The organism is Fretibacterium fastidiosum (genome assembly GCF_000210715.1).
Taxonomy (GTDB): Bacteria; Synergistota; Synergistia; order Synergistales; family Aminobacteriaceae; genus Fretibacterium; species Fretibacterium fastidiosum.
In genome coordinates this window covers 337,085-359,546 of the sequence record NC_021038.1, presented here as the reverse complement: position 1 = coordinate 359,546, position 22,462 = coordinate 337,085, and the positions used below count along the sequence as shown (strand labels likewise).

Annotated in this window: 19 protein-coding genes; 3 read left to right on the top strand and 16 right to left on the bottom strand. The window is 65.6% G+C overall.

Going from position 1 to position 22,462, the window contains the following annotated elements:
- Positions 1–95 precede the first annotated feature (95 nt).
- A complete protein-coding gene (citC, locus tag SY1_RS01590) occupies positions 96–1,091 on the top strand; it encodes a [citrate (pro-3S)-lyase] ligase (protein WP_015555967.1) in 996 nt (331 codons plus the stop codon).
- 79 nt (positions 1,092–1,170) lie between these two features.
- On the opposite strand, the gene SY1_RS01585 is transcribed toward citC, so the two are convergent.
- The 5 genes from SY1_RS01585 to SY1_RS01565 form a co-directional block, all read right to left on the bottom strand.
- On the bottom strand, positions 1,171–2,478 hold the full coding sequence (locus SY1_RS01585) for a Na+/H+ antiporter family protein (RefSeq protein WP_208872551.1): 1,308 nt from the start codon (positions 2,476–2,478) through the stop codon (positions 1,171–1,173).
- A 127-nt stretch (positions 2,479–2,605) separates the two neighbouring features.
- Positions 2,606–3,436 (bottom strand): histidine racemase CntK family protein, encoded by an 831-nt coding sequence (locus SY1_RS01580; RefSeq protein ID WP_208872550.1) that lies wholly within the window; start codon positions 3,434–3,436, stop codon positions 2,606–2,608.
- A 6-nt stretch (positions 3,437–3,442) separates the two neighbouring features.
- Positions 3,443–5,005, bottom strand: coding sequence for a histidine ammonia-lyase (gene hutH, locus SY1_RS01575; RefSeq protein ID WP_208872549.1), 1,563 nt, complete (start codon positions 5,003–5,005; stop codon positions 3,443–3,445).
- A gap of 393 nt (positions 5,006–5,398) precedes the next feature.
- Positions 5,399–6,769 (bottom strand): tRNA uridine-5-carboxymethylaminomethyl(34) synthesis GTPase MnmE, encoded by a 1,371-nt coding sequence (mnmE, locus tag SY1_RS01570; RefSeq protein ID WP_015555965.1) that lies wholly within the window; start codon positions 6,767–6,769, stop codon positions 5,399–5,401.
- On the bottom strand, positions 6,753–8,090 hold the full coding sequence (locus SY1_RS01565; protein WP_015555964.1) for a CCA tRNA nucleotidyltransferase: 1,338 nt from the start codon (positions 8,088–8,090) through the stop codon (positions 6,753–6,755). The genes mnmE and SY1_RS01565 overlap by 17 nt, the downstream gene beginning before the upstream one ends.
- A 398-nt stretch (positions 8,091–8,488) precedes the next feature.
- On the opposite strand from SY1_RS01565, the gene SY1_RS01560 reads away from it, so the two are divergent.
- Both SY1_RS01560 and SY1_RS01555 read left to right on the top strand, forming a co-directional pair.
- Complete coding sequence (locus SY1_RS01560) at positions 8,489–9,673, top strand: M20 family metallopeptidase (RefSeq protein ID WP_208872548.1); 1,185 nt, start codon at positions 8,489–8,491, stop codon at positions 9,671–9,673.
- Between the two features lie 41 nt (positions 9,674–9,714).
- A complete protein-coding gene (locus SY1_RS01555) occupies positions 9,715–11,133 on the top strand; it encodes a YfcC family protein (protein WP_208872547.1) in 1,419 nt (472 codons plus the stop codon).
- Between the two features lie 145 nt (positions 11,134–11,278).
- Here the strand turns inward: SY1_RS01555 and SY1_RS01550 are convergent, their stop codons facing one another.
- The 11 genes from SY1_RS01550 to SY1_RS01500 all read right to left on the bottom strand — a co-directional run bounded on the left by SY1_RS01550 (position 11,279) and on the right by SY1_RS01500 (position 22,175).
- Entirely contained in the window at positions 11,279–12,361 is a 1,083-nt protein-coding gene (locus SY1_RS01550; RefSeq protein WP_015555963.1) for a M24 family metallopeptidase, read from the bottom strand.
- Positions 12,362–12,455: 94 nt separating this feature from the next.
- Positions 12,456–13,139, bottom strand: coding sequence for an ABC transporter ATP-binding protein (locus SY1_RS01545; RefSeq protein WP_015555962.1), 684 nt, complete (start codon positions 13,137–13,139; stop codon positions 12,456–12,458).
- 2 nt (positions 13,140–13,141) lie between these two features.
- Complete coding sequence (locus tag SY1_RS01540; protein ID WP_243440554.1) at positions 13,142–14,362, bottom strand: ABC transporter permease; 1,221 nt, start codon at positions 14,360–14,362, stop codon at positions 13,142–13,144.
- Between the two features lies 1 nt (position 14,363).
- Positions 14,364–14,771 carry a DUF4418 family protein gene (locus SY1_RS01535; protein ID WP_015555961.1) on the bottom strand — a complete coding sequence of 136 codons (408 nt, stop codon included), beginning with the start codon at positions 14,769–14,771 and terminating at the stop codon, positions 14,364–14,366.
- Positions 14,768–15,181, bottom strand: a complete 414-nt coding sequence (locus SY1_RS01530) for an FMN-binding protein (protein ID WP_015555960.1) — start codon at positions 15,179–15,181, stop codon at positions 14,768–14,770. The genes SY1_RS01535 and SY1_RS01530 overlap by 4 nt, the downstream gene beginning before the upstream one ends.
- Positions 15,182–15,246: 65 nt before the next feature.
- On the bottom strand, positions 15,247–15,963 hold the full coding sequence (locus SY1_RS01525) for an ABC transporter ATP-binding protein (protein WP_243440553.1): 717 nt from the start codon (positions 15,961–15,963) through the stop codon (positions 15,247–15,249).
- 1 nt (position 15,964) lies between these two features.
- Positions 15,965–17,206 (bottom strand): ABC transporter permease, encoded by a 1,242-nt coding sequence (locus SY1_RS01520; RefSeq protein ID WP_243440552.1) that lies wholly within the window; start codon positions 17,204–17,206, stop codon positions 15,965–15,967.
- A 50-nt stretch (positions 17,207–17,256) separates the two neighbouring features.
- On the bottom strand, positions 17,257–18,543 hold the full coding sequence (locus SY1_RS01515; protein ID WP_208872546.1) for an ABC transporter permease: 1,287 nt from the start codon (positions 18,541–18,543) through the stop codon (positions 17,257–17,259).
- 108 nt (positions 18,544–18,651) lie between these two features.
- On the bottom strand, positions 18,652–19,893 hold the full coding sequence (locus tag SY1_RS01510; protein ID WP_243440551.1) for a Fe-S-containing protein: 1,242 nt from the start codon (positions 19,891–19,893) through the stop codon (positions 18,652–18,654).
- Positions 19,894–20,063: 170 nt separating this feature from the next.
- Positions 20,064–20,657 (bottom strand): iron transporter, encoded by a 594-nt coding sequence (locus SY1_RS01505; protein ID WP_015555958.1) that lies wholly within the window; start codon positions 20,655–20,657, stop codon positions 20,064–20,066.
- A gap of 96 nt (positions 20,658–20,753) precedes the next feature.
- The gene (locus SY1_RS01500; RefSeq protein ID WP_015555957.1) at positions 20,754–22,175 is read right to left on the bottom strand and encodes an FTR1 family iron permease; all 1,422 of its coding nucleotides are present in this window, start codon (positions 22,173–22,175) and stop codon (positions 20,754–20,756) included.
- Positions 22,176–22,462: the final 287 nt, after the last annotated feature.

Genomic DNA, 22,462 nt, shown 5'->3' with positions numbered 1-22,462 from the left:
AAAATAGAATGAAAAGCGCAGATTTTCGGAACGGACTTACAGGGCCGGCGCCCCTGCGCCGCGGCGGAATTCGTGTTATTCGGGAGGTGGTCGTCATGGGAGAGGTCAGCGTGGACACGATCTATCGGCCGGAGAGGGACGCGGCTCTGGCGGCGCTCCTGAAGGCAAACGACCTCACGCTACCAGAGGGGGCGGACGAGGGCGTGGGGCTCTACGAAGACGGGCACCTCGTGGGGTGCGGCTTCCTGAAGGGGAACCTGCTGCAGGGGGTCGCCGTCGATGCGGCGCACCGCGGGGAAGGGCTCTCCGCCACGCTCATCACGGCCCTGATCCAGAGGGCCGTCCAGCGCGGCATCACCTATTGGCAGGTGATCACCAAGCCCGACATGGAGCGTTTTTTCGCCGGCCTCGGATTTCGCCGGGTGGCGGACGCACGGCCCTACGCCGTCCTTCTGGAGGCTGGAAGCGGCAGCGCCTCGGCCTACTCGGAGGGCCTTCGGCGTCAGGCGGAGGGCAGGCCCACACCCCGCGCCTGCGTCGTGATGAACGCCAACCCCTTCACGCTGGGCCATCGGCGCCTCGTGGAGCGGGCCGCCTCGGAGAACCCCTGGGTGTGGGTGCTGGCCGTGCGCGAGGACCGGTCGGAGTTCCCCTTCGACGTCCGATTCCGGCTGATGCGCGAGGGCACGGCGGACCTGACCAACGTCGAGGTTCTGTCGGGGGGCGAGTACGTCATCTCCGCGCGCACCTTCCCCGCCTACTTCACGCGGCAGGAGTCGCTGGCCTCGGCGCAGGGCACGCTGGACGCAGCCGTCTTCTGCGATCTCGTGGCCCCTGCCCTCGGCGTCGCGAGGCGTTACGTGGGGACGGAGCCCTTCAGCCCGTCCACGGCGCGCTACAACGAGGCGCTCCTCGAGCAGCTGCCGAAGCGCGGCATCCAGGTCGTGGTGGTGGAGCGGGCCTCCGTAAACGGGGAGGCCGTCAGCGCGTCGCGGGTGCGGGCCGCGTTGGCCGCCGGGGACTGGGACACCGTTCGGGCCATGACGCCGGACAGCACGTATCGATACCTCCAGGAGCGGCGGGCAGGCTGACCCAGAGACAAAAAAAGGGGCGGGGCGGTGTTTCCGCCCCGCCGGCCGAGGGTCAGGCCCGGAAGCCCACGTCGCCGCGCTACAGGTACTGCGACAGGATGATCGCAGCGACCATCAGCGGAATGTTGAAGTGCAGGAACGTGGGGACACAGGTGTCCCAGATGTGGTCGTGCTGGCCGTCCGCGTTCAGGCCCGCCGTGGGGCCGAGGGTCGTGTCGGAGGCCGGGGAGCCCGCGTCGCCGAGGGCCGCCGCCGCCGCGATCAGGAGGCAGGTCGCCGGAGTGGAGAAGCCCATGTGCTTGCAGAGCGGGACGTAGAGCACCGCCAGCACGGGGATCGTGCCGAAGGAGGTGCCGATGCCCATCGTCACCAGGAGGCCGATGAGGGTGATCATCGTCGCAGCCATGACCTTGTTGCCGCTCATGGCGTTGGCCGCCGCGTGAACCAGCTCGTCGACGCCGCCCGTCTGCTTCATGACGCCGGCATAGCCGCCCGCGATCAGCATCACGAAGGCGATCATGCCCATGATCTTGATGCCGCCCGCAAACTGGTCGTCGATCCTGCTCCATGGGACGGCTCCCAGGGCGAACATCACCACGAGTCCGCTCAGGGCGGAGAGGGGCAGAGAGTCGCTCCAGAGCTGTACCGCAACCACGACGAAGATGGCCAGGACGGTGATCCAGTGCGCCGGCTTCAGTTCCTCGGCGATGGCGTCCGTGGCCGACGTGTCCACGTCCAGCGCCTTGTACTCGCGGGGAGCGGCGTAGGAGATGAAGATGGCGATCAGCAGGCCGATGAACATCGCCACGCCGAGGTGCCACGTGTAGTGCCAGACCACGGCCGTCTCGATGGGCATGCCGTTCTCGCTCATGTTCTTCGCGATGATGCCGTGGAAGATCGTGCCGAAGCCGAAGGGAATGGCGATGTAGGGCGCCTTGAGCCCGAAGGCCAGGGAGCAGGCCGCGCCGCGGCGGTCCAGCTTCATGCGGTTGAACATGGCCAGCATCGGCGGGATCATGATGGGGATGAAGGCGATGTGGATGGGGATGAGGTTCTGGGACAGGCAGCTGACGCCCGCCAGGATCAGCAGCAGCACCGCCCGCCGGTTCCCCATCACGCGGGACATCTTCTTGCCCATGATGTCCGCAAGGCCCGTGGTGGCGATGGCTGTGGCGAAGGTGCCCAGCAGCAGGTAGGCCAGGGCCGTCTCGGCGTTGCTGCTGAACCCCTCCGTGATGATGCCCATCACGTCGCGGAACGGGATGCCGCCCACCAGGGCGCCGGCGTAGCAGGCCACCAGCATGGCCGCCAGGATATTGAGCTTGAAAAGGCACAGCACGCACAGCACGATGACGGAAACCGTTACCGGGTTGGTCAGGATAGACAATCTAACCCCTCCTTTTGTCTGATAAAGTCCGCAAGGTCAAAGATATGGCTCACAATGCGCCTCGGCCTGGGGGGCGGCCCGTCCGCCGGCCGCTTCCGCCCCTCTCGAAAATTATAACATCACCGTATCACCCCGCCGCGTGCAGGTCAAGTTCGACCTCGATGGGCTCGTCCAGGGAGACCGGCCCCTCGATAAAGGCGCTCCGCACCTCCCCAGACCGCCGGACGACCGAGGCGATCAGGGCCCCGGCGGGCTGGACGTACCGCCTGCGGAATTCGCCGTCCCGGACCTCCGCGCTCTCCGCCACCGCCGCGGCCAGGCTGCCGGACCCGCAGCTGCCCTCCTGGAACAGCGTCCCCACGGAGGGGACCTTGACGAGAGGCGTCAGCCGCTCCTCCCCCGCCGCCGCGTCGAGGCGGTTCAGGAAGACGACGCCATAGGCCTCAAGCCCGGCCATCCCCTTAAAGACCGGCTCCGCGCGGTGGAAGAACCCGCGGCTCGGAGCCGTATCACGAACCACAAGGTGAGCGATGCCGCCCAAGTGGACCAGCGTCCCCCCGAACTCTGGGACGGGGCGGACCGCAAGGGGCAGGGGCATCTCCGTCCGCGCCGTGCCTTTCGCCCAGTCCACGTCCACCGCGATGGGGTGGCCGCAGCCGCTGACCTCAATCCGCACCCTCTCAGGCGGGGGGACGCGTCCCGCTTCCCGTGCGGTCCACATGCCCCAGGCGCGGGCCGCGTTGCCGCAGAACTCGCCCCCGGCCATCTCAAGCCGGGCAGCGCCACCCATGAGGGGTGCGGAGGCGAAGCCCACCTGCTCGACCTTCATCTCCGGCAGGGCGGCGATCAGCTTTCCCGCGGCGTCGGCGCGCAGCGCGCGGTCGACGGGCGTCAGCACGAAGAGCGTGACGTTGCCCGCCGGGTCCGCGCGGACGACCTTCAGCCTCACGAGGCTCACGACGGCCTACTCCAGGTCGGGGACGTGCGCTCTCACGATCTCCAGAAGCTCGCCGCTGCGGACCATCTTCTCGACCTCCACGATGTCGGGCCAGATCTCCCGGTCCACCTCGTAGAAGGCCACCCGCTCGCGCACGTGCTTCAAGAGCGCCTCGTGCAGCGGCGTGATCCCCTGGCCGTGGGTGTCGAGGCGACGGCGGACGTCGATGGCCTGGCAGGCCGTCAAGAGCTCGTCCGCCAGCACGGAGAGGGTGTTCTGCACGATCCAGCCCGCCTTGCGCGCGGCGGTGGTTCCCATGGAAACGATGTCCTCCTGATTTGCGGAGGAGGGGATGGAGTCCACGGAGGCCGGGTGCGCCAGCACCTTGTTCTCCGACACCATGGAGGCCGCGGCGTACTGGACGATCATGAAGCCGGAGTTCACGCCAGCCTTCGTCGTCAGGAACGGGGTGAGACCGTTCGAGAGCGCCGCGTTGACCATGCGCTCCGTGCGCCGTTCAGAGATGTTGGCGAGCTCGGAGCAGGCGATGCCCAGGGTGTCGAAGGGGATGGCCATGGGCTCGCCGTGGAAGTTGCCCCCCGAAATGACGGCCTCGTCCTCCAGGAACAGCAGGGGGTTGTCCGTGACAGCGTTCAGCTCGATCTCCACCTTGTCCAGCACGTAGTCCAGCGCGTCGCGCACCGCGCCGTGGTACTGGGGCACGCAGCGCAGGGCGTAGGCGTCCTGCACCCGATCCCCCTGGCAGCGGTCCAGGATCTCGGACCCCTCCATCAGGCGGCGCATGTTGGCGGCCACCCGGATTTGCCCCCTCTGGCCGCGGACCTGGTGGACGCGCGGGTCAAAGGCGTCCTTCAGGGCGGTCAGCCCCTCGAAGGACAGGGAGGCGATGACGTCCGCCAACTGGGCCGCGCAGATCGTGTCGTAGAGGGCCAGGGCCCCGACCGACGTCATGGCGCAGGTGCCGTTCGTCATGCCCAGGCCCTCCTTGCAGGCCAGCGTGCTCAACGTGGGGATATCCGCCTTCTCCATCGCCTCCGCTCCGCTCATCTCCACGCCCCGATACAGCGCCCGTCCGCGCCCCAGGAGGGGCAGCGTCATGTGGGCCAGCGGCGCCAGGTCGCCGGAAGAGCCAAGGGAGCCCTTCTGGGGGACGACGGGCGTCACCCCCCGGTTCAACATCTCGACGAGCATCTGCACCAGGACGGGCCGCACTCCGGAGACCCCTCCGCACAGGGCGTTGGCCCGCAGGAGCATCATGCCGCGCACCACCTCGGCGGCGTAGGGGTCCCCCGTGCCCGTGCAGTGGCTCAGGATCAGGTTCGTGGAGAGCTGGTTCGACATCTCCTCCGGCACCGCCACCTTCTGGAAGTCTCCGAAGCCCGTGGTGATGCCGTAGGCCGCGCGCTTCTCCCCCGCGATCTTCTCCGCCAGCGACCGGGACCGCTCCATGGCGCGGAGGGCGGACCCGGCCAGCTCCACGGAGGCGCCAAACCGTGCAACGGCAACGAAGCCCTCAAGGGAGAGGCTCTTTCCATCCATCACAACGCGCTTCACTGCAGAAGGGTTCATGATCATCGGCCTAACCTCACTTTGCTTTTAAAATTAACATGGGGTTATGCCCCCCACCTCGGGGAGCCTTACGATTGACAGTTCTCAACGACTCAATTTCAGTGTTTCCTCAAATTATCCACCGGCACAGGCTGCTCCAGGGGGCCGGGACGAACGGGGCTGAAAAACCTCAGGAAACTCGATGCAGCCGAGGGCGGTCCGGACGGGTGCGGCGCCTCTTTACTGCACCCTGTTAAACTAGTATTTTTTCAGATCAGTAAATTTAAAATAGTGGCATTTATTTGTTTAATTATAGTTTACTATGGCTCGAAGAAAATGTAAAGGTGGCAGACGAAAAGGCGGCGGGTCAAGGCCCGCCGCCTCGTTCTCTTAGGTTCGCTCCCGCTGCCTGCCCTACTTGCCGACGCAGAAGCGGCTGAAGATGGAGTCCAGGAGGTCGTCGTCCGCTGCGATGCCCAGCGTGCGCTCCAGGGCCTTTCTGGCCGTGCCCAGAAGGGCCGCCGTCACGTCCTGTCCCATGTCGGCCTCCAGGACCCTCTGGGCCTCCGCGATGGCCTCCGCGCAGGCGCGAAGCTCCGACAGCTGCCGCGCCGTGACGTTCAGCCCCACGTCCAGCGCGCCACCCGCCGTAGCGATGGCGGCGATGGCCTCCTTGAGGGCGTCCAGGCCCTCCCCCGTCTTGGCGGAAATGGCAAGCGTCCTCCCCTCCGGGACGATGGCCCGAAGGTCGTCCTCCGTCACCGCGAGGGCCTTGTCCGCCTTGTTCAGGACGATGATCGACTCCCGCGTCCCCAGGCTGCGGATGTAATCCCGATCCGCGTCCTCCAGGGGGGCGGAGCCGTCCAAGAGCCACAGGCAGATGTCCGCCTGCTTCAGGGCCGCCCGCGCCCGCTCGATGCCGCTGGCCTCGACCTCGTCGGAGGGGACGCGCAACCCCGCCGTGTCCACCAGACGGATGGGGATGCCCCGATAGGTGACGGTCTCCTCGATGATGTCCCGCGTCGTGCCCGGCACGGCCGTCACGATGGCGCGGGACTGCTTCAGCAGGGCGTTCAGGAGGGACGATTTGCCCACGTTGGGACGGCCGGAGATGACCACGCGGATGCCCTCCCGCAGCAGGAGCCCCAGGGAGCAGCGATCCTCCAGGTCCCGCAGGGTGATGCGAAGCGTCTCCAGCGCGTCGTACAGGCCGATCGGGTCCACAGCCGGCGCCGCGTCCTCCGGAAAGTCCAGCCCCACCTCGAGGTCCCCCTGAAGGGTCAGGAGCTCGTCGCGGATCTGGCGCACGAACTCGGAGAACTCCCCCGACAGGGTCCGCGCCGCGGCCCGCAGGGCCTCCTCGCTGCGGGAACGGATGATGCCGAGCACGCTCTCCGCCTGGGACAGGTCCATGCGTCCGTTCAGGAAGGCCCGGCGGGTGAACTCCCCCGGCTCCGCCATGCGGGCCCCCCGCCGCAGCAGTCCCTCAAGACACAGCTGAGCCACCAGCGTTCCTCCGTGGGTGTGGACCTCCACCACGTCCTCGCCCGTGAAGCTGTGAGGCCCTGGGAAGTGTACCGCCAGAACCTGATCGATGGCGTTGTCCGCTCCGTCCAGGAGGGCGGCCAGGCGCATCGTCCGGGGCGGGGGAAAGCCCTTCGGCCCGAAGCGCAGGATCGACCGGGCCAGCGGCACGGCACAGGAGCCGGACACCCGCACGACGGCGATGCCCGCCTCGCCCCACGCCGTCGATATCGCAGCGACCGTGTCAGACGGAGCGTGCATGGCTGACGATCCACTCCTCGGCCTGGGCGCGGTTCGTCACCCGCCCCGTGCCGACGGCCACGTCAAGCCCGTCCAGAAGAGCACCGATAATCCGTCCTGGAGCCAACCGAAGGAGGCTCATCACCTCGTCCCCTCCGAGGAAGCGCGAGGCGCCCCCCGTTTGAAGCGCCACGGCCTTGAAGCGGCGCAGCACCTGGGCCAGACGCCATCGGTTTTCGGAGAGCGTCTCCAGGTGCGGCAGGCCCTCCGCCCGCGCGATGCAGCCCGCGAAGTCAAGCCCCGCCGCCATCGCGTCGGCCCCGTGCTCCAGCACGGCCCCGCACAGGTCCTCCTCTGTCCGAAGCTCGTAGAACCTGCGGTAGCCGTCGATGATGGCCTGCGCGGCGCGAATCGTCTCCGCCGGGATGTTCCACTGGCTCAGGAAGGAGGAGGTCAGGGCCTTGTTACGCCTCCGCTCCCCCTCGTCCCCGGCGTTCAGCGACCTGGTGCCGATTCGGCTGAAGAGCCCCGCCAGGATAAAGGCCTCGTCCTGCATGATCTTGTGGGTCGGCAGGCGCCTCTCGATGACGGACAGGGTCGCCATGACGTGGCTGAAGAACGTCCTCCCGCGCCCGTCCGGAACGGACTTCAGGTCCTCCAGGTCCTTCAGGAAGACGGGCAGGAGGCCGTAGTGGTCGCAGAGGCTGATGAAGCGCCAGGGGCGCTCCTTCATGCCGCTGATGATCTCCCGCCCCCAGCGCTCGGCGGGGATGGCGTTCATGCGCTCCGCGTGGCACCTCAGGAACTCGCGCACGTCCATGTCGGTCCGCCAGAAGACGTCCATCCCCAGCTCCGCCGCAAAGCGCAGGATGCGCACGATGCGCAGCGGGTCCCTGTCGATCAGCTCCACGTCGTCGCCCGTCAGGCGGATGACGCGGTTTCGGATGTCGCGGCGCCCGCCGAAGGGGTCCACCACCCCGCCGTCGCTGCGCAGGGCGATGGCCTCGATGCTCAGGTCCCTGCGCGCCAGGTCGTCCGCGATCGTGTCGCCTTGGAGGCTGTAAGCCCGAAAGGGCGCGCCCAGGACCGAACCCCGGAGGACGGGGAACGTGCCCCTGGCGTCAACCGTCGCACCATCCAGCCTGTCGCTCAGGGAGCTCAGGTCCTTCGCGTCCACGGCCAGCGTCATGACCTCCGGCTCGATGCCCATCTCGATCATGCGAGCGGAATCTCCGACCAGCCAGGCCCTCACGCCGGTCCTCTCCACCGTCTTGAGAACGCGCAGATGTCTCATCTCCACCACCTCCAGAAAACCGCACCCAGGAAGTGTGCCGCCGGTCATGGACTCCCCCTCCTACTCCCTTTGTTATTTAGAACCGTTTTATCCTACGATATAAGTTTAACCCAAAAGCGTCCATATATCCAGAAGAATACCACTTATATTGAATTTAATGGCAGAAATTTCCGGCGGCGTGGATGGAACTCCCAAATCCGAAGGCAAAATTTTTAACGCGCAGCAGGGGGAGGTTTTTCGCGTTTTCCGACGCACCGGACGGGTGAAAGGACGGCGTCAGCTTACCTGCACAACGGCGGGCTCGATTTCCGAATAGAGACGTCGCAACCCGTGGATTTGGGGGAATCGAAGCGCCTTTCCACGCTTCTCGATTTATGCTATCATTTTTTACGTGCATTTTTTTAACGCGGTCAAGCAAACCGGACACGACAGGAGGAACGATCATTTTGAAGGAACGGATGAACCGCCTCATCGACTCCCTCAGGCCGGAACTCTCCCGGATGTCCGACGACATCTACGATCATCCGGAGGTTGGCCTGACGGAGCGGCATGCGTCCCGACTGCTCACCGCATGGCTTGAGGGGCGGGGCTTTGCCGTGGAGCGCGGCGTGGGGGGGCTTGAGACGGCGTTTCGCGCCGTCTGGCGCCAGGGGGAGGGTGGCCCTCGCATCGGGCTACTCTGCGAGTACGACGCGCTGCCGGCCCAGGGACACGCCTGCGGACACCAGATGCAGGGCCCCTGCATCCTGGGGGCGGCCGCGGCCCTGAAGGATGGGGGCATCGAGGCGCCCTTCAGCGTCGTCGTCTACGGGACGCCGGCGGAGGAGACGGTGAGCGGAAAGGTCCTCATGCTGAAGCACGGGGACTGCTTCAACGACATCGACGTCGCCCTGATGATGCACGGCAGCGGCGAGACGACGACGGACGTCAAGTCCATGGCCCTGACCAGCTTCACGGTGACGTACCACGGCCGGGCGGCTCACGCGGCCATCCGGCCCGAGGAAGGACGCAGCTCGCTGGACGCCATGATCCTGGCCTTTCAGGGGGTGGAGTTCCTGCGGGAGCACGTGAAGGAGGACGTCCGCATGCACTACAACCTAACGGACGGCGGCGGAACGGGAGCCAACACGGTGCCGGCCCTCACGAGGGCGCAGTTCTACGTCCGCTCCTACAACCGCGCGGTGCTGAGGGCCGTCATCGAGCGCTTCAAAAAGGTGTTGCAGGGCGCGGCCATGATGACGGAGACGGAGCTCGAGCTCGACGAGGGCAAGAGCATCGACAACAAGATCCCCGCGCTGAAGCTCAACGAAGTGATCCTGGAAAACGCCCGCGCGGTGGGGGCGCCGGTCATCCGTCCCCCCCGGCAGAAGACGGGCTCCACGGACCTGGGGAACGTCATGCAGGTCATGCCCGGCTCCTGCATCCGCGTCGCCTTCGTGCCGGAGGGCACGGCCTCCCACTCCCAGGCCTACCTCGACGCAGGCAAGACGGAAAGCGCCCACGACGCCGTCGTCTTCGGGGCCAAGATCCTGGCGGGCACGGCGGAGGACCTGATCGTCACTCCCGGCCTGCTGGACGAGATTCAGGAGGAGTTCCGGTCCAACAAGGCGGCCCTCGATGCCGAGGCGTAGGCCCGCAGATACCGTTTTCCATCGTTAAGGAGGTCTTTGTCGTGTCCGAGGAAAAAAACGCCGCTATCGCCGTAAAGCCCAGGAAAGCGATGAACACGCTCGTGATCATCTTTGCCGTCGTGTGCCTGGCCTGCCTCATGACGTGGGTCATCCCCGCGGGAGAGTTCAGCCGCGTCAAGCTGGAATCGGGGAGGTCCGTGGTGGACGGCGGCTCGTTCCACTGGGTCCAGAACGCTCCGGTGAACTTCCTCCTCATCCCGCTGCACATCGCGAAGGGAGCCAGGAGCGCCGCGGACCTGCTCTTCATGCTCCTGTGCTCCGGCGCGGCCTTCGCCATCGTGATCCAGTCGGGCGCCATGCACTCCTCCATCGGGGAGCTGGCCCTGAAGTACCGCGGACGCAAGACCCTGTTCGTCCTGGGCATGTTCGTCCTGTTCTGCCTCATCATGCTGACGCGCGGCCTGGTGGAGTTCGTGGCCTTCGCCCCCGTGCTCGTGATGATCTGTCTGGCACTGGGGCTGGACTCGATCACCGCCGTCGCCATCATGACGGGAGGCACGGCCTGCGGCTTCGCCACGGGCATGCTGCAGCCCAGCACGACGCTCATCGCCCAGGAGCTGGCCGGCCTGCCGCCCTTCTCCGGCATCGAGTTCCGCGCGCTCTGCTTCGTCCTCTACACGATCCTTACGGGCTTCCTGATCTGGCGCTACGCCGTGAAGATATCCAGGGACCCGACCGCCTCCCCCATGTACGACCTGGACCGCGAGGAGAGCCTGAGGGACCCCGACGCCATCCGGGCCTACGGTCCCATGGACCCTGGCAAGTGGCTGGTCTGCCTGGCCACCGTCGCCTCCATGGCGCTCATGGTCTGGGGCAGCATCCGGTGGAAGTGGCAGTACCAGGAGCTCTCCGCCACATTCATCGGCCTTGCCATCGCTGCGGGGGCCTTCGCCCGGATGAGCCCCTCCGCCATCGCCAAGACCTTCGTCGAGGGCGCGAAGACCATGGTCATGGTGTTCTTCCTGGTCGCCTCGGCCCGGGCCATCTCAAGCATCCTCACGGATGGCCGCGTGCTGGACACCATCGTCTACGGCCTGGGCGAGGGGCTGAAGAGGGTTCCGGCGGTCCTTCAGGGGCCGGCCATGTTCATCGCCAACCTCCTGATCAACACGGTCATCCCGTCGGGGTCGGGCCAGGCCGCCGCGGTGATGCCCATCATGCTGCCCCTGGCGGACCTCATCGGGATGACGCGCCAGACGGCCATCCTGGCCTTCAACTTCGGCGACGGCTTCTGCAACTGGGTGATCCCCACGAGTTCGGCGCTGATGGCGGTTCTGGGCATCGTCAACATGCCCTTCGAGCGCTGGATGAAGTACAGCTGGCGCGTGTTCTGCTGGTGGGTGGCGCTGGGCTGCATCCTGGTGGCCGTCGCTCAGGCGATCCACCTGGGGCCCTTTTAAGCCTGGGAGGGGACGCGATGAAAAGACTGATCCCCGGCGACGCCTTAGGCGCTCTTTCCCGACGCGGCAGACTGACTTCGCGCGAGAGCAGTCCTGGAAATATCCAGGGCCGCTCTCGCGTCCTCCGTCAGACGGCCTTTGGAAGTTACCGAAGCACCTCGAGCTCCTTGCTGTAGCGGTTCAGCCTCTCGCAGCCCTCCTCCGTCACCAGGACCAGGTCCTCGATCCGCACGCCAATGTCGTCCTTCAGGTAGATGCCCGGCTCGATGGAGAAGATCATTCCCGGCTCCGTCATGCGGCAGTCCGCCGGCGACACGTCGCCGTACTCGTGCGTTTCAAGCCCAATGAAGTGTCCGAGGCGGTGAGTGAAGTTCGGCCCATACCCCGCCGCCGTGATGACGTCCCGCGCCAGGGCGTCGATGTCGCAGAGCCTCACCCCCGGCCTCACGCCGGCCTCCGCCGTTTCCTGAGCCCGCCGCACCGTCTCGTAGACCTGACGATGGTGCTCCGACGCCGAGCGCCAGAAGAACGTCCGCGTCATGTCCGAGCAGTAGCCGTCCTTTCGGCAGCCCACGTCGAACAGGACGCAGTCCCCTTCCTTGAGGATCGTTCCGTCCGGCGCGTGGTGCGGGTCCGCCGCGTTGGCGCCGAAGGCCACCAGGGGGCTGAAGGAGAAGCCCTCCGCCCCCAGCTCGAGGTAGATGTCCAGGAGCTGGCGGGCGACCTCCGCCTCCGTGACACCCTCGTGAACGAGGCCTTTGAAGCGCCCCATGGCTTGATCGTTGACGCGGGAGGAGGCGGCCATCCTCTCCCGCTCCTCCGCGTCCTTCACGCCCCGGGCCAGGTCCACGGCCGGCGAGGCGACGATCAGGTCCTCCGGCGCCCAGCGCTCCAGGAGCGACAGCAGGAAGCGCGCCGGCATCCCCTTGTCGACGCCCAGCTTTCCAACGTTCCCGCGGTGGAGGCGCTCCGTCACGAGAGCCATCACCGGGTCCCCGTCCGAGTGGAGGACGACCTCCAGGTCCGGGTCCTCCTTCAGCCCGAACAGCCGGTTTGCGAAGAGGATGGGACGGCCACCCCCGCGCAGGCAGAGCGCGAAGAACCGCTCCATGGGGCGAACGTCCTGCCCCGTCAGGTAGAGGATGGACAGGGGATCCATCAGAAGAAAATCCGTCACCCCAAGCTCCCGCATCCCGCACAGCACCCGCTTCACGCGATCTCCGTTCATCGTCAACGCTCCTCCTTCACATTCAAGGCAGGGCCCCGCCTCGACGGCGCGGGCCCTGCTCTCTCATTATAATACGGAAAGCGTGCGTCCCAGGTTACGACAGCCCGTTCCCCTCCGTCAAGCGTCCGTCGACCATGGTGTACACCCGGTCGGCGAAGTCAAGGGTGTCCAAGTCGTGCGACACGACGAGGAGCGTGGTCCCGTCGTCCTGCAGCGCCGCAAGGCACTCCATCACGCCGCGGCGGGAAACCGCGTCCAGGTCCGAGGTGGGCTCGTCCGCGATCACGATGGAGGGCCGGTTGACGAGGGCGCGGGCGATGAGGGCCCGGCGCAGCTCGCCCCCCGAAAGGTCCTCCGGGTAGGCGTCCGCTAGCCCCTCGATCCCGAAGCGCGAGAGCAGGAGGCGCGCGGCCCCTTCCCCGTCGCCTCCGTGGGGCCACAGAACGAAGGGCAGGAGCACGTTCTCCAGCACCGTCAGGCCCGGCAGCGCGGACGGTCCCTGTGGAATGAAGCCAATCGCGTCGCAGCGCAGGCGCGAGAGCCGGGCGTCCTCCAAGTCCGCCAGGTTCTGCCCCAGCAGCTCGACGGAGCCGGCAGTCGGTGAGAGCATCCCCGCCGCCAGGTTCAGGAGCGTGGATTTGCCGCTTCCAGAGCGTCCGATAATGCTGACGCAGCTACCAGCCTCAACGTCCAGGCTCACGTGGTCCACCGCCAGGAAGCGCCGGCCCCCCCGGCGGTACTCCCGACAGAGGTCGTTCAAGCGAAGCACCGGAGCCATGGTCACGCCTCCCTCATCGCGGCGCTGATGTCGGTCCGCCCCGCCCTCAGGGCCGCCGAGAGCGCCGAAAGGAGGCCCGTCAGCACCGCCGTTGCTAACGAGCCCGTCGCTAAAAGCGACAACACCAGGGGGGACGGCAGCAAAAAGGGCATACGAAGGGCCGAGGCCAGCCCGGAGGCCAGGGTCGCCAGGGCCGCGATCGCCAGCAGCACCCCAAGGGACGCGCCCCAGAGGCTCTCCAGCAGTGCCTCTCCCAGAACGAGGCACACCAGCTTGCCGCGGCTTGCTCCCAGCGCGCGAAGCACGCCCATCTCCCGCCTCCGCTCCGCCAGAGTCACGGCAAAGAGCAGCGCGATAACGCACGCGGCAAGCAACCACACCAGCGCCCCGACACCCTTCAGAACCCAGGACACCGCAGCGAGGTTCGCCCCGATGCTGTTCACGAATTTCTTGCTGAAGAGGGCGTAGATGCCCCTGCCGTTGAAGCGCCGGTTGATCTCCTGAGCCGTGGCCACGGAATCGTGTCCCGACTCGAGTTTGATCATCACGGCGGAGATCAGGCTGTCGTCGCTGGTGAGGGGGTGCTTGAAGATGCGCTCCGCCTCGCGGGCCAGCGCCACGATGGTGGGACGGGTCACGAAGACCGCCGCGTCAAAGCCCATGCCCGTCTGGTGGAGCCGACCGGCGATGCGGAGCTCCTTCCCGAAGAACTTGAGCGTCTCTCCCGTCTCTCCGACGACGCGGCAGCCCACGACAGCCTCTCCGTCCGTCAGAGCGCGCCGAAGCTCCCCGTCCAGCCATGGCTTGATGATGAAGTCCGTGTCGAAGTCCACGCCAATCAACTGCAGAGGGTAGGAGCAGCAGGAAGCCCTGAGCGTCGCCAGAAAGACCTGTGGGGACATGCGGGCGATCCCCTCCACGCCCCCCAGGAGCTCCAGGACATCTCCCGGCAGGTAGAAGCTCGATGGCTCACCCGACAGCAGGATGCTGTCCACGTGGGGGTCGTACCCCTCCGGTACCACCATGACGTCCGCGCCCAGACGGTTTGCCATGCTCTCCGCTCCGGATGAAAGGCCCATGAAGAGGGCGGAGCCGGCGCAGAGGAAGAAGGAGAGCAGGAGCACTGCCGCGATGAGGCAGGCGCTGCGGCCAGGCCTGCGGCGGACGTTCCTCCGCGCGATGCCCAGCGTGGAGAGCGATCGGGTCAACGTACCATACTGCACCTCAGCGTTTCCCCACGAAGCCCGAAACGAGGCCCGCAATCCCGATGAGGACGATCGCCAGGACGATCCAGCCCACGACGGGCATGGTCACGGCGCGGCAGGCGTGGTTCGCCATTCCGCAGAGCCCCACGGCCCAGCCCGTTCCGGCAATGTGGATGATGTCGTTAGGGGCCAGCCAGGCCAGGAGAGCCGCTGCCGCCGCCAGGAGAAAGCTCCAGCTCTTCCACCAGGCCAGAATGGAGAACAGAACGACCAACACTCCAATGGCCGTGATCAGGATGCCGCTGTACCAGCAGAGCATGTGTCCGCCGTCCGGCTTGGGCATGGAACAGACCGGCCAGAGGACGAAGGGCGTCAGAGCCAACAGGACGCCCAGGAACGCTTCAAAGACCGCAAGACGTCGAGTCATCTCCGTGCCTCCTCGAGGGCCTGCTTCACCGCGTTCCGAAAGTCCAGAAGCGACACCGTGGCGCCTGACACGGCATCGATCCCGTCGACGTTCTGGGACTCGATCAACTTTTTCGGGTACTCTCCGATGCCCTGAAGGGCCGTCTGGGCCATGCGGAAGTTCGCCTCAGAGCTCCCCTCGCCGTAGTGGGCGTCCTTGACGTTTCCGTCGTCGTCCAGGGCCTCCATATCGCATTTCGCGATCCTGCCGTCTGCGATCGTCAGCGTGACCTTCGTCTCTCCGAAGGCTCCGGAGGCGCTTCCGCTGTAGACGCCGTCCCGATATCCAACCGGCCGCAGGTTCATGAACCCTGCGGTCCCGGCGACCATCAGGGCCGCTGCCCCGACAAGCAACAACGTGTGTTTCTTCATCGTCTTATCCTTCCTTTCAAACATTCCCCATAGATTAAACTGTACCAATCACCAAAAGCGGACGCTCAGCGATCCGACCGGACGACCTTCAGCTCGAGCGCCTGCCCGAAGGTGCCGCTCTGGTCCACGTCGTCCACGATTTTGCCGTACTCCAGCACGATCTTGCGCTGTGCCACATCCCCCACCTCCGGGTCGTGCGTCACCACGATGATGGTGACCCCCTCCTCGTGGAGCCTGCGGAAGATGTCCACCACGATGCCCTCGTTCTCCTCGTCCAGGTTGCCCGTGGGCTCGTCGCCCAGCAGGATCATGGGGGAGTTGATGAGGGCGCGGGCGATGCAGACGCGCTGCTGCTCTCCGCCCGACAGCTGGCTTGGAAGGTGCCGGGCCCGCTCCGCAAGCCCCACCTTGGCCAGCGCCTCCATGGCCTCCTCCTCGTCGGGCATGCTGTGGTAGTACTGAGCCAGCATGACGTTCTCGACGGCGGTGAGGTAGCTGATGAGGTGAAACTGCTGGAAGATCAGGCCGATCTTGTCCCGCCGGATCCGCGTCAGGCTCGCGGCGTTCTCGCGGCTGATGTCCACCCCGTCCAGGACGACGCTGCCCTCCGACGGCGTGTCCATGCACCCGATGATGTTGATCATCGTGGTCTTACCGCTGCCGGAAGGGCCCATGATGGACAGCCAGTCGCCCCTGTTCACGGACAGGTTGATGTCGGACAGGGCCCGCAGCGTTCCGTAGATCTTCGAGACGTTCTTCAACTCCAAAATCGCTTGCGACACGTTATTCCCCCCTCAGCACGATGGCCGGATGGATGTCCATCACCCTGCGGACCGGCAGAATCGAGGCCAGCACCGTGACGGCAATAAAGACTGCGATGGTGATGGGGATGAGGGACCACTGGAAGTTGATGGCCCTGCCAAAGACGTTCAGGCTGACGCGCTGGGCGAACTCGAACCCCAGCCATACGCCAAGCGCCCCGCCGATGAAGCCCAGGAACACGCCCTCGCCCAGGAGCTCTCCCATCACGAGGCCGTTCTCCGCGCCCAGCGCCTTCTTCAGCGCGATCTCGCGGTAGCGCTCCGCCACCATGGCGGTCATCGTCGTGTAGACGGAGATCATGGTGATGATGAGCACCACGACGGTCACCAGCAGGACCAGCGCCTGCAGCTTGCCCAGCACGATGTCCTGCGACTGCGTCAGGCGGCGGACGGCCCGGGGCAGCGCGCCGGGGACCTCCGCCTCCAGTTTCGCGGAGAGGGACGCCAGCTGCGTCGCGTCGGCCACCACACTGCACTCCACGACGTCGCATCGGAAGGCGTCGCCCACCAGCTCATCCAGCATGTCGACGTCCGCGAAGATGAAGCCCTCCTCCGCACCGCCTGTAGTGACGATGCCGCACACCGAAAAGCGCCGGCTGAAGTTCTGGCTGGCCAGGTCCCGCTTCTGGTTCTCCTCCGCGGTCAGGTTCTGGCCCGACGCCACGGCCTGGTGCCCGTACTTCACGCCCTGAACGGTGAAGGCGTCGCCCAGGCTCAGGTTCAGGGTGTCCGCGATCTCACGTCCCACCATCACGCGGTCCGGCTCCTCCGCAGAGGCCCACTGCCCCTCGACGTACCAGAAGGGGCTGTTCTTCTTCGCCTCGGGCAGGTCCGTCCCGGCGATGATGTAGGGCTGCTCGTTGATCTTCACCGTCTGATAGCGGTAGGGTGCCATCCCCACGATGCGGTCCGACCCCAGGACGTCCCGAACCTTGACCAGCTCCTCGCGCGTGATTCGGGCGTCGCCCTTCGGCAGGATGATGAGGTTCGCCCCGTAGGATCGGAACTCCCGTCCCAGCTGACGGGGGATGTCGTAGTAGATCGTCACAAGCCCCGAAAGGATCGTGGCGCCGATGGCGATCGCCAGCACCGCGATGATGAGCCGAGAGGCGCGGCGGACCAGGGAGCTCGTCACCATCCGCAGGTACATTCGTCGGCGGCTGCCGTGCCGCACGCCGCTATGCATATTTTCGCTGTTTTCCATGAAGAACCTCCGTAGACTTCGCGGAAAAGCCGCTCGCTTTTCCCGAACGCTCACTTTCCATGAAGGACCTCCGTAGGCTTCAGGGCCATCAGGTAGCGGATGGCCGGGACGCTCCCCAGGAGGGTGACGAAGAACAGGATCACCGCCACGATCAGGATGACCATCCGAGCGATCTCGATGGTGGAGCCGAAGACCGTCTGTCCGATGAGCTGAGCGAAGCCGATGCCGACGAAGTAGCCCACGGCACCGCCCAGGACAGAGGTCATCATGACCTCCGTCAGCACCAGGAGGGCGATCTGCCAGTTCTGCGCACCCAGCGCCTTCATCAGCCCCAGCTCCTGGCTACGTTCGATCACGCTCGCTGTGATGAGGTTCGAGATGGCCAGAGCCGAGCCGATGGAGCTCAGGATCGTGATCAGGACCATCAGGAGCGTCGTCTTGTTCAGGATCGTCCCCTCGGACTCCGCGACCTGCCGCACGGGCCGCGCCACCCCGTCGCGCACCACCTCCTGGATCTGGTGGCAGATGGCGCTGACGTAGGCCGTGCAGTACCACGTTTCATACTCGTCGGGGGAGAGGCTCTTGGGGTTTTGAGCCGCCTTGCGGGCCAGGTCGTTGTCCGGCGTCGTCAGAGCAGAGACCTCAATGGTGGACACGCAACCGGGCAGGTCCATTAGCTCCTGCACCATCCGCAGCGTACCGATGACCTCCGTGTCCGCGTTGCTCCCATCGGTGAAGACGCCCTTCACGGTCACCCGCTTCGTCCGTCCTCCGCTGCTCAGGGTCAGGACGTCCCCCGGCTTGATGTCGTTCCGACCCGCCAGGAGGCTCCCCACCATCACGAAGTCGTCGTCGGCCTCGCCGATCCAGTCGCCCTTCAGGTCGCGCGCCCACCAGCTGCGCAGGTCGCGCAGGCCCGTGTCCACCGTCTCGCCCGTATTGAGCTCCGCGTGCTTCCGCATCCACGTGCCCACGACGGTCACGGGGCCAACGCCCTGAAGCTCCACCCTGCCATTCAGCATGGGGGCGAAGCCGATGATGTTGAAGCCCCAGAAGATGGACTTCAACTTCATCACGTCCTCCTCCCGAAGGAACTTGTCCGTGACGCCCTGCCCCTCGTTCAGGCCGTAGAGGTCGCTCATGAGCGCGGCCTCCTTGTGGCGCACCGTGATGTTGGCGCCGTAGACCTTCAGCTCGCGGTTGACCTTGTCGCCCACCCCCAGCATGACGTTCATCATGGCGGTGGAGAGTGACACGCCCAGCACCACAGTGAAGGCGATCATCAGCATCTTGCCCTTCTGGCGGACCAGCGTCCGCCCTATCATTCTCCAGAACAACGCACGAACCTCCCCCGTGGGGCCCGCTCAGCGCAGGCCCGGTCAAGGTCGAAAACCAGAGGGACCGCCGCGCGGACGGCGCCGTAGGACGGCCCCCCGGAAAACCCGTCACTTAAACCGCTTCTCATGGCGCTCCAGGTCCCGCACGTCGATGAAGATCTTCGACGCCCGAATCTCGTAGGGGAAGGGGATGGGGTTGCACCCGCCATGGAAGCCGATGGTGTTCTTGTTCATCACCACGTCGCACCGGCGGCAGACGACCTCCTCCTCTCCCCGCTCGTAATAGCCCGCGATGCCACAGATCTCGCAGGCGTCCAGCCCGACGCCGTAGGCTCCGCCCACGGGCTTCTTCACCACCAGGAACCGGACGTCGAAGCCGTTTGGCGTGTGGTAGGAGAACTTGTGCAGGTGGCCGTCGTCCACCTGGTTCAGCGGGATCGTGATGATGCCGTCCTCCAGGGCGTACTCCTCCGGCTGCACCTCCGCAGGCGGGCGCGTGTCGTAGTAGCGCAGCACCACCACGATGAAGACCGCGATTGCGCACCAGAGAAGCAGGCTCCAGGACCATCGGCGGCAGTTGCGAAGCCGCGCCTTTTCCTTGCGGAGCAGCGCCCGGTTGGGGTAGGTCCCCAGCGGGCGGCGGTGAGTCGCGACGACCCAGACCAGCATCGCGACAGCCAGGGCCAGCTGGAGGAACAGGAAGACGTCAGGATGGGCGTCCCCGAAGATCATGACCTGGAACACCAGGTCCGTGAGGCGAATGACCTTGAGTCGCTGCAGCGCCGCCACGGCCATCGTGCCGTACCCCAGAAAGAAGACCCCGACAGAGAGGAGCAGGAAGCCCTCGCCCACCTGAGATGGGAGGGCGGAGTGGACCTCATCCGCGCTGAGGCACAGGAGTAGACAGACGATGATGCCGAGCGAGAAGCCGAGGGCGCGCAGCAGGGCGTTGGTGCTGATGCCGCTCTCCCCGAAGTAGACGAACTCGCGGGTGAACTGCAGCACCGAGGGCGTGACGTGCGTCAGCGCCAGGAGCGCCAGGACGGACAGCAGGAGCGTCAGGAACAGCGACGGACCGCCGTCCTGGCGCCGAAAGAGCAGGGCAAGGAGAGCCGACAGCGCGGAGAGGGCCGCCGCGGCGGCGATGGCGACCACGAGCCAGCGGTTGAAGCTGATCAGGATGAGGTTCGTGCCCTTCGGATCCCACAGGCGAACGCCGAAGGCCACACAGCCCAGGAGCAGCCCCGCGACGGCGCCGAACCGGGCCATGCGGCGCCGGACCGGGCCGCCTCCCGAAGCGAAGCTGAGGATGATGCCCAGCAGCACGGCTGGGGAGGCAAGATGATCCACGACGGATACAAGATACTTTAATATGGGGCTGACCTCCAATCTCACTCAGGGGGGGGCCGATCGAGGCCCGGCCAACACAGAAAAATTAAAAGCCGCGATGCCGGGCGGCGTTCGGCATGATCCGCAACGCGCCCGGCAGGCGGCCTTTTGAGGGAAATGGCGAACGTCAGTTACTTATTCTGAAGCTGCTCGCCGGTGTAATTCCAGTCGAACTCCGCAACGTGAGTCTTGAAGTACTCCGCCGCACCTTCCTTGGCGGGGACGCCCGTCTCCGGGTCCGTGTGAAGGAGGTAGTCCGTGGGGGGCTCGATGGTGATGCGGAGCTTATACGCACCCACCTTCAAGCCCTTCGCGATGTTGGCGCCGTAGTGGGGGCCGTCGTCGGCGTTCATGGGCATGAAGCTGCCCTCCATGGCGGTCTTGCCCGCCTTGTCGATAATCTCGTACTTGACGGTCAGATAGGCCGGCCAGATGTTGTCGCCGTTGCCGAAGCCGTACTTCACGGCGTCCTCGGGCTTCAGGTGGATGTCCGCCTCAAGGTGCATGTCCGAGTCCTCTTTCGAGGGGTTCTTGCCGGCGGGGTACATGTCCACGGCCTGGAAGTAGACGGCCGCGACGTTGTAGGGCCCAACCTGCTGCTCCTCCCCGATGGGGATCTCGGCAAAACCGCTCTCACCGGGCTTCTCCGCCGCCGGGGCGGCGAAAGCCACACCGGCCACGAGGGCCATGCACAGGACCATCAACGCAACCAACAACTTCTTCATGACAACTTCCTCCTTAAAAAAACCATCGATGAATGTGTGTATGTGCGCCCTATCACGCCCGCGCCGCAGCGCGGTGATCAAGCTAACGAATTCCCCCTACTCGCCCTCCGCAGGCTTTTTTCGGGAGAACAGGTGCGGGATGGTGATCCACAGCGCCGCGATGACCAGCATGATCTGAGGGATCAGGGTCTCCGCCCGGTCGTAGATGCTCAGGACCTCGATGGTGAAGCCGTTCATGGCGGGGATCACCGTTCGGCCCGTGATGACGTCCGCCTCCGTCAGCTCCTGGACTCCCTTGCCCATGAAGGAGACGCACATCACGAAGAGCAGGATGCTGGTGAAGAGGAAGAACGCCTTGAGGGGAAGCCGGACGCTGAAGTAGCGGAAGGCGATCCACACCGCCACCAACACGGCCACCCCGGCCGCGATGCCGTAAACAATGTAGACGGGGTCGCTCATGCCCCCCGTGAAGGAGGCCTGGTAGAACAGGATGAGCTCCGCCCCCTCCCGCATGACGGCGATGAAGGCCGCAAAGATCAGCGTCCAGTGGCTCCTTCGGTCGATGGACTGCTGGACCTTGCCACTGATGTACCGTTCCCAGGCGATGGTGTCCGCCTTGGACAGCATCCAGTTGCTAACGTAGAAGAGCACGGCCACGGCCAGGAACATCGTCCAGCCCTCCAAGAGCTCCCGTGCCACGCCGCTCTGCTCGCCCATCCACTCCTGCAGGACCCACGCCAGCGCGATGCTGGCCAAGATGGCGGCAAAGGAGCCCACGTAGACCCCCTTCAAGAGGTTCTTGTTGTCCGTCTTGATCAGGTAGGCCACGATGGCGACGATGACCAGAATGGCCTCCAGCCCCTCCCGCACCAAGAGCCCAAAGGCCGTGACGAAAGTGATCCAGTTCGGGTCCGTCCGCTGGCGCTTCTGAGGCGCGGGCATTGCAGCCGCCTCCGAACCCGCCTCGCCTGAAGAAGCACTCGCCACAGCCTCGATCGCCGCGGGAGCCCCAAGGAAGTCCGGCCGCTTCAAGCTCGTGTTGGCGTAGATCGCCGCTCCAGCGCTGTCCGGCTCCGACTCGTCAAGGTCGCCGTCCAACACCATGGCGTCACGATAGACCTTCAGCTTCAGGTCCTCCACCTGGGACAACAGAGCGTTCTTCTCCCCCTGAGTGTTGCCCAAAAGAGCGTGCTTGATGGCAGCGAACTGCCCCTCGATGTGACTGACCCGCGCGGCCGAGATGGCCACCATCACGTTCTTTTCAAACCCCTGGACCTCGTAATAACCGAAGTAGGCGTTGTTGACATGCTTATGTGCGTCCTTCCACTGATCGGCCAGAATGTCCTTCTGGGCCTCCTCAAACTCAACGGCCATGTCCGCCGCGACGGCCTTCCAGTTTTCGTAGCGCTTCTTGGCTGCAGCGGCTGCATCCCTCGTTCCAAGGGACAGCAGCAGGGCAACCAACAGAAGAGCCCCCGCCAGGGGCCGCACCCACGCTTTGCAAAACCCGAACTTCATCTCGTCCGCCCTCCAACCGAGCGTTCCCGCCTGAGCAGAACTCGACGGGGACAAGCAAAATGAATCACAATACCTGTATTCAGTCGCCATTATAACATTTTTTAAAAATAAATGTTAGTTAGATGACTGAAACCACGTGAAAGAGATTCTACTCCACCTCGTGGCCTTTGTCAACAACCCAACAAGGGAGGCAGGGGTCCCCCCTGGAAGGAGGGCTGCCCGGAAGGGGCTGGGACTGACGGCCCGTGAGCGGTAGCGAACGACAACCGGAAGGCTCCCCGAAGGGG

Coding starts and splice junctions, on each gene's coding strand:
- citC (WP_015555967.1), top strand. CDS start 96: ATGGGAGAGGTCAGCGTGGACACGATCTATCGGCCGGAGAGGGACGCG.
- hutH (WP_208872549.1), bottom strand. CDS start 5,005: ATGAACCCTTCTGCAGTGAAGCGCGTTGTGATGGATGGAAAGAGCCTC.
- mnmE (WP_015555965.1), bottom strand. CDS start 6,769: ATGCACGCTCCGTCTGACACGGTCGCTGCGATATCGACGGCGTGGGGC.
- SY1_RS01565 (WP_015555964.1), bottom strand. CDS start 8,090: ATGACCGGCGGCACACTTCCTGGGTGCGGTTTTCTGGAGGTGGTGGAG.
- SY1_RS01550 (WP_015555963.1), bottom strand. CDS start 12,361: ATGAACGGAGATCGCGTGAAGCGGGTGCTGTGCGGGATGCGGGAGCTT.
- SY1_RS01545 (WP_015555962.1), bottom strand. CDS start 13,139: ATGGCTCCGGTGCTTCGCTTGAACGACCTCTGTCGGGAGTACCGCCGG.
- SY1_RS01535 (WP_015555961.1), bottom strand. CDS start 14,771: ATGACTCGACGTCTTGCGGTCTTTGAAGCGTTCCTGGGCGTCCTGTTG.
- SY1_RS01530 (WP_015555960.1), bottom strand. CDS start 15,181: ATGAAGAAACACACGTTGTTGCTTGTCGGGGCAGCGGCCCTGATGGTC.
- SY1_RS01520 (WP_243440552.1), bottom strand. CDS start 17,206: ATGGAAAACAGCGAAAATATGCATAGCGGCGTGCGGCACGGCAGCCGC.
- SY1_RS01505 (WP_015555958.1), bottom strand. CDS start 20,657: ATGAAGAAGTTGTTGGTTGCGTTGATGGTCCTGTGCATGGCCCTCGTG.
- SY1_RS01500 (WP_015555957.1), bottom strand. CDS start 22,175: ATGAAGTTCGGGTTTTGCAAAGCGTGGGTGCGGCCCCTGGCGGGGGCT.